We start from the raw sequence: 11819 nt of genomic DNA, 5'->3' as shown, positions 1-11819 counted from the left end.
GCACAACCTCGCTCTCGCCGGATAGGCAAGCGGGCCGCAGGGTGGCCCGCCATGCCCGACGCGCCCCGGAGATCATTTGCGGGACAGCCCTTAGGCTTGCGGAATCACAAGACTGAGAGAAGGTGCGGGAATTGCAGTACGACGCCGTCGAGCCCACGTGGCGAAGCAGCAGCTACAGCAGCGGCAACGGGCAGTGTGTCGAGGTCGGGGACGACCACCCGGGCACCGTGCCCATCCGCGACAGCAAGGCCCCCGCCGGGCCCCGTCTCTTCTTCGAGGCGAACGCCTGGAGTTCGTTCATCCGCGCCGTGCGGGCCGAGCAGCTGTAGGGCGTCCCCGGACGCCAGCGGGGCGCTGAGCCCCGGGGGGACAGCACCTCCGGGAGCACCCGCGCTCAGTCCAACGACGCCAAGGCACTCGCCACGCGGGCGCGTGCGGCGGCTCCTCGTACAGCTTCTTGGGAGAGCCCTTCAAAGGCTCGGGTGTACAGCTCCACCCGGCTGGGCTGCGTGAGTGTGGAAGCCGCATCGAGTGTGTCCACGTGGGCCCTCGAACTGTCGAAGATCGTGAAGGTCGACATGGCCCACACGGTCCGCTGCCCCGAGAGTGGCGGACTTCCCGCACCGACCAGGAGGCACCCCCGTGATCACCCCTCAGGACTGGGCCGATGCCCGGCTGCTCTGGGACTTCCAGCAGATGGGGCACCAACCCCGCCCCTGCTCCGTGGCGATCGGGCTCGGGAGTCACGATCTCGGGGTCGCCGACGTGGCCGTCGGGCTCTACCGACGTGGGCTCGTGCCGCTGCTCGTCTTCACCGGGGCCACCAGTCGGACCACACGGGCGCGGATGCCACGGGGCGAGGCCGAGCACTACCGGGAGCGGGCCCTGGAGTTGGGGGTGCCCGGGGGTGCGGTGCTCGTCGAGCCTCGGGCCCGTAACACCGGGGAGAATATCCGGTTCTCGCGGGAGCTGCTCGCCGAGCAGCGGGTCGGCGTCTCCTCCGTGCTGCTCGTCAGCAAGCCGTACGAGGAGCGGCGGGCGTACGCGACGCTCCGCAAGCTATGGCCGGAGGTCGATGTCGTCTGTGCTTCCTCCCGCATGACACTCGCCGCGTACGTGGACTCCATCGGTGACGACCGTCTCGTGCTCGACATGCTCGTCGGCGCCGTACAGAGGCTCATCGTCTACCCGGCGCTCGGCTTCATGGTCGAGCAGGAGGTCCCCGTGCCCGTCGCCTCCGCGTACGAGCGGCTCCGGGACCGGGGGTTCACCGGGCGGCTCGTCTCGGCATGAAGAGGTCCCGCGCCCGACGCACCCACCGCCGGGCCCGGTTACGCCGACCCCCCGGCGCCCGACCCCGGCCGGGGCGTAGCCCCTTCAGCCCGCCTGCGAGGATGCTTCCGTTTCGTCAAATGGTGAACAGAGGCAGGAATATGAACGACATACAGCTGAACCGGCGCAACTTCCTCTCCTGGGGCGGCGTGGCCGCGCTCTCCTTCGCGGGTATCGGAGCGACGGCCGGGTCCGCGCAGGCGGCGGGCAGCCTGCCCGCGTCCCCGCTGATCAGGGTCGAGGGCAACACCGGGCCCGCCTACTTCCGCGAGGTGGCCCTGCACGAGGGGACCGTCATCCAGTCCATAGGGTTCGACAACGTCAACCGTCGGCTCTACTACGCCCAGCTCATCGGAGGCGGCCGTCAGCTGAAGGGGGAGTCGGCGCCTCTCTCCGGTGCCACGCGCGATCTCCACGGCGACCTCGCGATCACCGAGTGGACGCTCGGCGCCGACGCGGCGGACGGCGACGGCACCGGCCGGATCACGGGCTACATGTACCTGCGCGGCTTCGGGCACGGCGTCGGTATCGGCGTCGAGCCGTCCGGCACCAGCACCTACCTGTGGACCGAGACCGACGCCGTCCAGGACGCCGAGGACGGGACGAGCCGGGGCCGGCGCCTGTGCCGCTTCAAGTTCGTCTCCTCCAGCACCCCGCTGGACGCCACCAGCACCTCGCTCCAGAAGTTCACCCCCGTCCCGGGCAGCGTGAACAACACCGCGAGCATCGACCCGGTCAACAACCGCCTTGTGGTCCGGTACAGCCTGAACGGCATGCGCTACCGCATCTACGACCTGACCCAGGCCCGCGCGGGGGACTTCAGCACCCCCCTGGCGGAGATCGCCGAGCCCGCCGTCTCGATCGACCGCAACCGCTACGGCAAGCCGTCGTTCCAGGGCTACGCGGCGGCCGGGCAGTACCTGTACATGCTGCACGGCAACTCGTACGGCTCCACCCAGGACCACGACGGCAGCGCCTCGACGCCCAACATCGTCATCTCCCCGCCGGGTGAGGGCAACACCCACCTGACCTCGGTCGACCTGAACACCGGGGCCGTCGTCACGACCTTCCACTCCAAGGCCGGCTACACCCTGCCGTTCCGCGAGCCCGAGGGCCTGGCCATCCAGATCCCGCAGCCGTCCCGGCCCGACGTCTTCCGCCTGTGCATGGGCTTCGCCTCCGGAGAGACGCCGGGGCAGCGCAAGGCCTCGGTCTACTACAAGGACTCCCTGATCCAGCTCTGACCGCGAGCCGCCCGAACCCCACCAGCTCCTTCGGGGCGTCGGACAGGCCCTACGGGGCCCCGTCGCCCAGGACCTCCGCGAAGTGGGTGTTCACCGCGAGCAGGCCGCCGTCCACGCGCAGGACCGTGCCCGTGATCCAGGACGCGTCCGCCGAGGCGAGGAACGCGACGGCGGCGGCCACGTCCTCGGGGGTGCCGACGCGGCGCAGGGGGTAGACGCGGCCGGCGAGGGCGGCGAGTTCGGCTTCCCTGCCCGCCCACGCCCGTGTCGCGATCGTGCCCGGGTTGATCTGGTTCACCCGGACCCCGCGCGGCGCGGCGTCGCCCGCCAGGGTGCGGGTGAGGGAGGCCAGGCCTGCCTTCGCCGCGCTGTAGGCGTGGCCGCCGAAGTCCACCTCGGCGTTGACGGAACCGATGGTGACGATCGCCCCGCGTCCGCCGGCCGCCGCCAGGTGCGGGAGCGCCGCGCGGGCACAGCGGACGGTGCCCATGAAGGTGACGTCGTGCTGGGCGGCCCACGCCTCGTCCGGCTCGTCCTCGAAGCGGTCGCGGTCGGGCGAGACGGGCCCGAGGGCGTTGTTCACGAGGACGTCCAGACCGCCGAAGGCCTCCACGGCGTACGCGACCGCCGCCTCCACCGAGGACCGGTCGGCGACGTCGCAGCGCAGGGCGACCGCGCCGGGGAGGTCCGCCGCCGTCCTCCCGGCCTCCTCCTCGTCGATGTCCGTGACCAGGACCCTGGCGCCCTCCGCCGCGAGGCGCCGGGCGGTGGCCGCGCCGATGCCGCGCGCCGCGCCCGTGACCAGTACTCCGTATCCGTCGAACCGCGTGGTGAGTTCCATGGGCCGATCTCAGCACCGAACGCACCGCCCGCACCAGGCCCCACGACTCTGTCACCTCTCCCTCGCGCGGCGGACCCTTCATCGGCTAGCGTCACGGGGCCGTCCTGAAGGCGCGGGGCCGGGCGGGTGTGGGGGGTTCGGGGACATGGCTCAGCTGATCGCCGTAGCGATCATCACCGTTCTGGCTGTCATCAGCCCCGGCGCGGACTTCGCGATGACCGTCCGCAACAGTTATCTGTACGGGCGGACGGCGGGCGTCCTCGCGGCCGTCGGGATCGCCCTCGGCGTGCTCGTCCACGTCACGTACACCATGCTGGGCGTGGGCCTGCTGGTGTCCCGGTCACCGATGCTGTTCACCGCGATGAAGCTGATCGGCGCCGCGTACCTGGTGTACATCGGGTACAGGACCTTCGTCGCCACGTCCCGGGTGGACGTCGACCTCTCGGACGACGCCGGCCTGTCGAAGGCGGGGGCGCTGCGCACCGGGTTCCTGACGAACGCGCTCAATCCCAAGACGATGCTCTTCGTCCTGAGCACGTACACGCAGGTCGTCAGCGCCGACACCCCCCTCTTCCAGCAGGTCGGCTACGGCCTGTTCATGTCGTTCGCGCATCTCGTCTGGTTCGGTCTCGCGGCGGTCCTGTTCTCCCAGGAGAGCCTGCGCGCGCGGCTGTTGCGGCGGCAGGCCGTGCTCAACAAGGTCATCGGGAGCGTCCTCGTCGGGCTCGGCGTGGTGCTCGCCCTGACGCCCGCCGTCGCCTGACCCCGCCCGTCGCCGTGTCTGTCGTGCGGCGGACCTGCGGTCATGTGCCCCGCTCCCCGTGCGACGCGGTACGTCTCCGGCGCCTCGCCCCTACGCGGCGGAGAGCGGCGCCACCGACCGCACCGCCCGGACGAGCGACTGGGCGCGCGGGTCCGCGGTGACCGTCCTGCGCATGCCGTTCGTCACGTACCCGAAGGCGATCCCGGAGTCCGGGTCGGCGAAGCCGAGCGAACCGCCGCGGCCCGGGTGGCCGAAGGAGGACGGGCCGAGGAGGGGCGACGCCGGGCCGTGCAGCATGTGGCCGAGGCCGAAGCGGGTGCCGACGAGCAGTACCTTGTCCGGGCCCGCGGACTCCTCGGTCCGCGCGAGCGTGAGGGTGTCGGGGGTGAAGAGGCGGTCGTGGCCGTCGACGGGGCCGAGCGTGGCCGCGTAGAAGGCGGCGAGGGCGCGGGCGGTCGCCACGCCGGCCGAGCCGGGCAGTTCGGCGGCCCGGTAGACGGGGTCGTTCTCGTCGGGCTTGGGGTCGATGGCCCCGAAGGCACGCCGGGTGAGGGACTCCGGGTCGTTGTACGCCTCCGTGACGGAGCGCTTGGGGCGGAGCCTGAGGGCACCGCTCCCGGCGGGTTCGATCTCCTCGACGGGGCCGATCCTGCCGACCCGGCGGGCCTCCGCCGGGGGCAGCCCGATCCACAGGTCGAGGCCGCGCGGGCCGGTGATCTCGTCGGCGACCCAGCTGCCGATGGTGCGGCCCGTGACGTGGTGGACCAGGCCGGAGAGCAGCCAGCTGAAGGTGTGGGCGTGGTAGCCGTGGGCGGTGCCGGGCTCCCAGACGGGGGCCTGGGCGGCGATCGCGGCGGTCGCCGTCGGCAGGTCGGCCGCTTCGGCGAGGGCGAGGGGACGGTCGAGGACGGGGACGCCGGCCTGGTGCGCGAGGAGCTGCCGTATCGTCACCCGGTCCTTCCCGGCCGCCTTGAAGTCGGGCCAGTACGCGGCGACCGGGGCGTCGGGGTCGAGCAGGCCGCGCTGGTGCAGGATCAGGGGTACGGCGGCGGCGACGCCCTTGGTGGCCGAGCGGACGACCTGGGCGGTCTCCTCGGTCCACGGGTCCGTGCCGTCGACGTCACGGCTGCCCGCCCACAGGTCGACGACCTTCACCCCGTCGCGGTGGACGGCGACGGCCGCCCCGCGCTCGCCGCGCTGCTCGAAGTTGCGCAGGAACGCGTCCCTGACGGGCTCCCAGCCCGCCGCCACCGTGCCCTGGACGTCCACCTGTGCCACGCTCCCTGTCGCTCGACCGGCTCCCATGGTGCAACGCGGCCGGTGGGAGACCGATTCCGGGGGTCGGACCACCGAGGCCGGTGACCGACCTGCTCCGGGGTCAGACCACCGAAGCCGGTGACCGACCCGCTCCGGGGTCAGACCACCGAAGCCGGTGACCGACCCGCTCCGGGGTCAGACCACCGAAGCCGGTACGAAGCCGAACGGCAGCTCCAGGCGGTGCCGGGCCATCAGCTCCTCGTCGGCGAGGATGTCGCCGGTCCGGCCGTCGGCGGCGATGACGCCCTCGCTGAGGATCACCGCGCGCGGGCAGAGCTCCAGGGCGTACGGCAGGTCGTGGGTGACCATGAGGACGGTGACGTCGAGGGAGCGGAGGATGTCGGCGAGCTCGCGGCGCGAGGCCGGGTCCAGGTTGGAGGACGGTTCGTCGAGGACGAGGATCTCCGGTTCCATGGCGAGGACGGTCGCGACGGCGACCCGGCGGCGCTGCCCGAAGGACAGGTGGTGCGGCGGCCGGTCCGCGTACTCCGCCATGCCGACCCGCTCGAGCGCACGGGCCACGACGGCCTCCAGGTTGGCGCCCCGGAGGCCCGCCGCCGCCGGGCCGAAGGCCACGTCCTCGCGGACGGTCGGCATGAACAGCTGGTCGTCGGGGTCCTGGAAGACGATGCCGACCTTGCGCCTGATCTCGGCGAGGTGCTTCCTGCCGACCGGGAGCCCGGCGACGGTGACGCCGCCCGCGCCGCCGGTGAGGATGCCGTTGAGGTGGAGGACCAGGGTGGTCTTGCCGGCGCCGTTGGGGCCGAGGATCGCGACCCGCTCGCCGCGCCCGACGGTCAGGTCCACGCCGAACAGGGCCTGATGGCCGTCGGGGTACGCGTACGCGAGGCCGCGGACTTCGAGAGACGGGGCAGGGTTCATCGGAGCGTCCATCCCAGGAGGCAGATCAGGAGTGCGGTGAGCGGCACCGCGGCGGCGTACGCCCATTGCGCGCGGGTGGCGGTCACCTCGTCGATGACCGGCATGGTGCCGGTGTAGCCACGGCTGACCATGGCGAGGTGGACCCGTTCCCCGCGTTCGTACGAACGGATGAAGAGCGCGCCCGCCGACTTGGCGAGGACGCCCCAGTGCCGTACGCCCCGCGCCTCGAAGCCGCGGGAGCGGCGGGCCACGGACATCCGGCGCATCTCGTCGGTGATGACGTCGCCGTACCGGATCATGAAGGAGGCGATCTGGACGAGCATCGGCGGCAGCCGCAGTCGCTGGAGGCCGAGGAGCAGCTCGCGCAGTTCGGTGGTGGAGGCGAGGAGCACGGAGGCGGCGACGCCGAGGGTGCCCTTGGCGAGGACGTTCCAGGCGCCCCACAGTCCGGGGACGCTCAGCGACACCCCGAGGACGGTCGTCCGCTCCCCTGGCACCACGAACGGCATGAGCACCGCGAACGCGACGAACGGGATCTCGATGAGCAGCCGCTTGAGGACGAACCCGGCGGGGACGCGGGCCTTCGCCGCCACGCCCGCGAGCAGCAGGGCGTAGAGGGCGAAGGCCCAGACGGCCTCGCGGGGCGTCGAGACGACGACCACGACGAAGCCGAGGACGGCGGCGAGCTTGGTGTGCGGGGGCAGCTCGTGGACCGGCGACCGCGCGTGCCGGTAGAGCTTGTGGGCGTGCCCCGTTCCCATGTCAGACCGCTTCCGCGTCCGCGTGGACGCGGCGGCGGCGGACGATCCAGAACGCGCCGGTGCCGGCGGCGAGGGTCGCGCCCACGCCGATGACTCCGGCGAGGCCGCCGGCGAGGCGCTCGGTCTCGATGCCCTTGACGCCGTAGTCGGCCAGCGGGGATCCGGCGGCCGCGTGCTCCTCGGCCGCGGCGTCGAAGCCCTTGTCTGCGGCGACCTTCTCCAGGCCGTCGGGGCTGGCCGAGGCGTAGAAGGAGACGAAGCCGGCGAGGACGAGGGCGGTGAGGACGCCGCCGGTCCACAGCTTCTTCGGGGAGCCGCCGGTGACGGGAGCGGCGGCCGGGGCCGCGTCGACCAGCTCGCCGGCGACGCGGAGCCTGAGCGGGGCGGTCAGGCCGCGGGCGCCGTAGACCAGGTCCGGGCGGACGGCGATGACCGCGCCGACGGTCAGCATGGTGATGACGGCCTCGCCGACGCCGATGAGGACGTGCACGCCGACCATGGCCGTGAGGACCTTGGGCAGTGGTACGTCGGTGGTGCCGCCGATCGCGTAGAGCAGGGTGAAGGCGGCGGCCGACGCCGGTACGGAGACGAGTGCGGCGACGAAGGAGGCCGCGGTCACCGAGGCGCGGGTGCGCGGCAGGACGAGGACGAGGCCGCGGAAGAGGGCGTAGGCGACGACGACCGTGACGACGCCCATGACGGTGATGTTCACGCCGAGGGCGGTGAGGCCTCCGTCGGCGAAGAGGATGCCCTGCATCAGCAGGACGACGGCGATGCACAGGATCCCGGTCCAGGGGCCGACGAGGATCGCGGCGAGCGCCCCGCCGAGCAGGTGCCCGCTGGTCCCGGCGGCGACCGGGAAGTTCAGCATCTGCACGGCGAAGATGAAGGCGGCGACGAGCCCGGCGAGCGGGGCCGTCCGCTCTCCGCCGTGGCCGTCGTCCAGCTCGCGGCGGGCGCCCCGCAGGCTCACGGCGACGGCGCCGGCGGCGACGACACCGGCGGCGACCGATACGGGGGCGTTGATGAATCCGTCAGGTACATGCACGTACCGAATGATGAGCGCTCCTGCGAAGAGCTTGCAAGAGCGCACGGGTCACAGAACGGCGGCGCCCGGTCGTGCGCGGCTGTGCCCACGCTCCACCGCGTGACCCCGCACACACATGCCGTCGGCCACGCTTGGGCCGGGCGGTCGCCGGGAAGAAGTGGAACATTAGTCGATAAGAGGACAAAACGTGAGGAGCCCCCGATGGCCGCCGCACACGACCGTGAAGTCGACGACCACGCCAAGGGGCGGATCATCAGCGACGCACCACTCTCCCGGCCCGTGCCGGTGGCCCTCCGCTACGACCCCGCCTCCTCCCCCGCCACCGTCCGCTTCGTCTTCCCCCACGACGTCGAGTGGTCCTTCCCCCGCACCCTCCTGGAGAACGGGTTGCGCGCCCCGGCCCGCCGCGGCGACATCGAGGTCTGGCCCTGCGGCCGGGTGCAGACGGTCGTCGAGTTCCACGCGGCCGACGGGGTCGCCGTCGTCCAGTTCGACACCGCCGCCCTGCTGCGCTTCCTCAAGCACACGTACGCCGCCGGCGCGTCGATGTCGACACGCTGACGGCGTACGGGGGACGGGCGGAGGTCAGGCCTTCACGAGGTCCGGCTTCGCAGTCGGCTCCGGGGACTCCCGCTTCGCGAGCCCCTCACCCTCCACGTCCACGTTCGGCAGGATCCGGTCCAGCCACTTCGGCAGCCACCAGGCCTTGTGACCGAGGAGCGCGAGCACGGCCGGGACGATCGCCATCCGGACCACGAAGGCGTCGAAGAGGACCGCGATGGCCAGGCCGAAGCCGATCATCTTGATCATCTGGTCCGTCATGCCGATGAAGCCGGCGAAGACCGCGATCATGATCACCGCGGCGGCGGTGACCACCCGGGCGCTGTGCCGGAAGCCGGTCACGATCGCCTCGCCGGGCCGCTCCCCGTGGACGTACGCCTCACGCATGCGGGTGACGAGGAAGACCTCGTAGTCCATCGCGAGACCGAAGACGACACCCACCATGAAGATCGGCATCATCGACATGATCGGGCCGGTCTGCTCGACCCCGAAGAGGCTTCCCAGCCAGCCCCACTGGAAGACCGCGACGACCGCGCCGAGGGCCGCGACCACCGAGAGCAGGAAGCCGAGGGCCGCCTTCAGGGGGACGAGGACCGAGCGGAAGACCAGGGTCAGGAGCAGGAAGGCCAGACCGACGACGAGCGCCAGGTAGGGCACGAGGGCGTCGTTCATCTTCTGCGAGAAGTCGATGTTCATCGCGGTGGCGCCGGTGACGAGGACGTCGTCGCCGGTGGCGTCCCGGATGTCGTGGACGAGGCTCTCGGTGGCGACCGAGGACGGCCGGTCCTTGGGAACCACCGTGATCATCGCGGCGTCGCCGGCCTTGTTCGGGGTCGCCGGGGTGACGGCAGCCCAGCCTTCGAGGCCCTTGATCGTGGAGACCGCCCGGTCGGCGGTGGCCTTGTCGCCGTCCACGACGACGAGCAGCGGGCCGTTGAAGCCGGGGCCGAAACCGTCCGAGAGCGTGTCGTACGCCCGGCGCTCGCTGGTGGAGGTCGGCTTGGCGCCGTCGTCCGGGAGGCCCATCTCCAGGGAGGCGGCGGGCAGCGCGATCGCGCCGAGACCGAGGACGCCGACGACCAGCACCATCACGGGGCGGCGGATGACGAAGCGGGCCCAGCGGGTGCCACCGTTCGGCTTGTCGGCCTGCGCCGTGCCGACCTGTGCCGTGGCACCGGTCGCGGCGGCGTCGCCGCCCTTCGCACCCTTGCGCTGCCTGCGGCCGAGCACCTTGTCGCCCGCGAAGCCGAGCATGGCCGGGATCAGGGTGAGCGCGATCAGTACGGCGATCACGACCGTACCGGCGGCGGCGAAGCCCATCTTCGTCAGCATCGGGATGTTGACGACGGCCAGGCCGACCAGGGCGATGACGACGGTGAGCCCGGCGAAGACGACGGCGGAGCCGGCCGTGCCGACCGCGCGCCCCGCCGCGTCCTCCTTCTCGCGGCCCTCGGCGAGCTCCGCGCGGTAGCGGGAGACGATGAAGAGGGCGTAGTCGATGCCGACCGCGAGGCCGATCATCATCGCGAGGGTGGAGGTGGTGGAGCCGAGGTCGAGGACGTTCGCGAGCGCGGCGATCGAGGAGACGCCGATGCCGACGCCGATGAGCGCCGTGAGCAGCGGGAGCCCGGCGGCGACGAGCGAGCCGAAGGTCATGACCAGCACGATGGCGGCGATGACGACACCGATCGCCTCGCTCGCGCCCTGCTCCGGCATGGTCTGGAGGGCGTCACCGCCGACCTCGACGGTGAGTCCCTTGCCCTGCGCGTTCTCGCCGGCCCGGGTCAGGGCCTCGCGGGTCTCGTCGGTGAGCTCCATCGCGTTGACCTTGTAGGCGACGGAGACGTAGGCGGTCGAGCCGTCGCCGGAGACGGCCTTGCCGGTGTACGGGTCAGTGACCGAGACGATCTGGTCCGAGCCGGACTTCAGCGCGGAGACGGTCTCCTCGACGACGGCCTTGTGCCCGGCCTCGGTCATCTTCTGGCCCTCGGGGGCCTTGAAGACGACCCGGGCGGTGGCGCCGTCCGCCCCGGCACCGGGGAAGCGCTCTTCGAGCAGGTCGAAGGCGCGCTGGGCCTCGGTGCCCGGTATGGAGAAGGAGCTGGAGGTCGCGACGGGTGCGGTGGCGGCGCCGATCCCGGCTATCGCCAGGAGGGCCACCCAGAGGAGGGCGACGAGCCGTCGGCGCCGGAAGGCGGAACGGCCGAGCTTGTACAGGAACGTGGCCACGGGGGCGTACTCCCAGGGTGGGTGGGACAGGGCATGGGGAGCCGGCCCGACGGCGTGAGCGGTTCGACGTCAGGTGGAGAAGTCGTGCGGTACTTCTGGGGATCAGACGCCGAGTGAGGGGAGCACGACGGCGTCGACGTAGGCGCTGAGGAACGCCCGGTCGACCGGCTGATCGTCGATCAGCGGCCGGGCGACGAACGCACCGATCAGCATGTGGGGAATGAGCCTGAGCGCCGGGTTGGCGGCGTCGACCTCTCCCCTGCGGACCGCTCGGCGCAGTACCTCGTCGAGGCCGTTCATCTCGGGTTCGATGAGCAGCTCGCGCAGCGCCCGGTGCAGTTCGGGGTTGGTGTGGACGGCATGGGCCAGACCCCGCATCAGCGCGGAGTCCTTCTCCATCTGGCAGTCGTCGGTCCGGGTCATCAGCTCGTGGAAGTCGCCGCGCAGTGAGCCGGTGTCGATCTCGGAGAGGTCGGCGGGCTTGTTGGCGCGGAGCGCCCTGGCGACCAGCTCGGGCTTGCTCCCCCACTGGCGGTAGAGGGTGGCCTTGCTGGAGTGGGTGCGGGCGGCGACGGCGTCCATGGTGAGGGCGTCGTAGCCGACGTCGCGGAGGAGGTCGAGCACGGCTGCGTACAGCTCGGACTCCCGCTCGGGAGTGAGTCTGCTGCGTGCCATGGCCGGGGGCTCCGATCCGACGAGAAGCGAACGAAACGGTTTCGTACAGTACGAAGATACTCCTGGCGTCAACGAAACGAAACCGTTTCGTACGTGTCCTGGCCCACAGTCGGGACCCCCTCCGAAGACGCTCGCAAACACGTACGAGTTGCCGCACCCCCTCCGC

Annotated in this window: 12 protein-coding genes; 5 read left to right on the top strand and 7 right to left on the bottom strand. The window is 71.8% G+C overall.

The window, feature by feature from the left end:
- Positions 1-122 precede the first annotated feature (122 nt).
- The 3 genes from ACFWV2_RS22960 to ACFWV2_RS22950 all read left to right on the top strand — a co-directional run bounded on the left by ACFWV2_RS22960 (position 123) and on the right by ACFWV2_RS22950 (position 2576).
- Positions 123-329: a DUF397 domain-containing protein gene (locus ACFWV2_RS22960; protein WP_384407130.1), complete on the top strand. Its 207-nt coding sequence runs from the start codon at positions 123-125 to the stop codon at positions 327-329.
- A gap of 313 nt (positions 330-642) precedes the next feature.
- Entirely contained in the window at positions 643-1293 is a 651-nt protein-coding gene (locus ACFWV2_RS22955) for a YdcF family protein (RefSeq protein ID WP_384407128.1), read from the top strand.
- A 140-nt stretch (positions 1294-1433) separates the two neighbouring features.
- Positions 1434-2576: a teichoic acid biosynthesis protein C gene (locus ACFWV2_RS22950; protein WP_384407126.1), complete on the top strand. Its 1143-nt coding sequence runs from the start codon at positions 1434-1436 to the stop codon at positions 2574-2576.
- Positions 2577-2625: 49 nt separating this feature from the next.
- On the opposite strand, the gene ACFWV2_RS22945 is transcribed toward ACFWV2_RS22950, so the two are convergent.
- Entirely contained in the window at positions 2626-3417 is a 792-nt protein-coding gene (locus tag ACFWV2_RS22945) for an SDR family NAD(P)-dependent oxidoreductase (RefSeq protein ID WP_384407124.1), read from the bottom strand.
- 145 nt (positions 3418-3562) lie between these two features.
- Between ACFWV2_RS22945 and ACFWV2_RS22940 the strand changes: the two genes are divergently transcribed.
- Entirely contained in the window at positions 3563-4180 is a 618-nt protein-coding gene (locus ACFWV2_RS22940; protein WP_384407121.1) for a LysE family translocator, read from the top strand.
- A gap of 90 nt (positions 4181-4270) precedes the next feature.
- On the opposite strand, the gene ACFWV2_RS22935 is transcribed toward ACFWV2_RS22940, so the two are convergent.
- The 4 genes from ACFWV2_RS22935 to ACFWV2_RS22920 all read right to left on the bottom strand — a co-directional run bounded on the left by ACFWV2_RS22935 (position 4271) and on the right by ACFWV2_RS22920 (position 8188).
- Entirely contained in the window at positions 4271-5485 is a 1215-nt protein-coding gene (locus ACFWV2_RS22935; RefSeq protein WP_384407120.1) for a serine hydrolase domain-containing protein, read from the bottom strand.
- Between the two features lie 147 nt (positions 5486-5632).
- Complete coding sequence (locus ACFWV2_RS22930) at positions 5633-6379, bottom strand: energy-coupling factor ABC transporter ATP-binding protein (RefSeq protein ID WP_384407118.1); 747 nt, start codon at positions 6377-6379, stop codon at positions 5633-5635.
- Positions 6376-7140, bottom strand: a complete 765-nt coding sequence (gene cbiQ, locus ACFWV2_RS22925) for a cobalt ECF transporter T component CbiQ (RefSeq protein WP_384407116.1) — start codon at positions 7138-7140, stop codon at positions 6376-6378. The genes ACFWV2_RS22930 and cbiQ overlap by 4 nt, the downstream gene beginning before the upstream one ends.
- Before the next feature lies 1 nt (position 7141).
- Positions 7142-8188 (bottom strand): energy-coupling factor ABC transporter permease, encoded by a 1047-nt coding sequence (locus ACFWV2_RS22920; protein WP_384407114.1) that lies wholly within the window; start codon positions 8186-8188, stop codon positions 7142-7144.
- A 201-nt stretch (positions 8189-8389) separates the two neighbouring features.
- On the opposite strand from ACFWV2_RS22920, the gene ACFWV2_RS22915 reads away from it, so the two are divergent.
- The gene (locus ACFWV2_RS22915) at positions 8390-8749 is read left to right on the top strand and encodes an SsgA family sporulation/cell division regulator (RefSeq protein WP_360793260.1); all 360 of its coding nucleotides are present in this window, start codon (positions 8390-8392) and stop codon (positions 8747-8749) included.
- Between the two features lie 24 nt (positions 8750-8773).
- Here ACFWV2_RS22915 and ACFWV2_RS22910 read toward each other — a convergent pair whose 3' ends face one another.
- Both ACFWV2_RS22910 and ACFWV2_RS22905 read right to left on the bottom strand, forming a co-directional pair.
- Positions 8774-10978 (bottom strand): MMPL family transporter, encoded by a 2205-nt coding sequence (locus ACFWV2_RS22910; RefSeq protein ID WP_384407112.1) that lies wholly within the window; start codon positions 10976-10978, stop codon positions 8774-8776.
- Positions 10979-11080: 102 nt separating this feature from the next.
- Positions 11081-11653, bottom strand: coding sequence for a TetR/AcrR family transcriptional regulator (locus ACFWV2_RS22905; protein ID WP_384407110.1), 573 nt, complete (start codon positions 11651-11653; stop codon positions 11081-11083).
- Positions 11654-11819: the final 166 nt, after the last annotated feature.

The sequence above is a fragment of the Streptomyces sp. NPDC058671 genome (assembly GCF_042716475.1).
Taxonomy (GTDB): Bacteria; Actinomycetota; Actinomycetes; order Streptomycetales; family Streptomycetaceae; genus Streptomyces.
Note: the sequence above shows the minus strand (reverse complement) of the source record. Positions and strands in the feature narration are given on the sequence as shown.

Bases quoted from the DNA above. Each gene is read 5' to 3' on its own strand.
- ACFWV2_RS22950 (WP_384407126.1), top strand. From the start codon at position 1,434: ATGAACGACATACAGCTGAACCGGCGCAACTTCCTCTCCTGGGGCGGC.
- ACFWV2_RS22945 (WP_384407124.1), bottom strand. From the start codon at position 3,417: ATGGAACTCACCACGCGGTTCGACGGATACGGAGTACTGGTCACGGGC.
- ACFWV2_RS22940 (WP_384407121.1), top strand. From the start codon at position 3,563: ATGGCTCAGCTGATCGCCGTAGCGATCATCACCGTTCTGGCTGTCATC.
- ACFWV2_RS22935 (WP_384407120.1), bottom strand. From the start codon at position 5,485: ATGGGAGCCGGTCGAGCGACAGGGAGCGTGGCACAGGTGGACGTCCAG.
- ACFWV2_RS22930 (WP_384407118.1), bottom strand. From the start codon at position 6,379: ATGAACCCTGCCCCGTCTCTCGAAGTCCGCGGCCTCGCGTACGCGTAC.
- cbiQ (WP_384407116.1), bottom strand. From the start codon at position 7,140: ATGGGAACGGGGCACGCCCACAAGCTCTACCGGCACGCGCGGTCGCCG.
- ACFWV2_RS22915 (WP_360793260.1), top strand. From the start codon at position 8,390: ATGGCCGCCGCACACGACCGTGAAGTCGACGACCACGCCAAGGGGCGG.
- ACFWV2_RS22905 (WP_384407110.1), bottom strand. From the start codon at position 11,653: ATGGCACGCAGCAGACTCACTCCCGAGCGGGAGTCCGAGCTGTACGCA.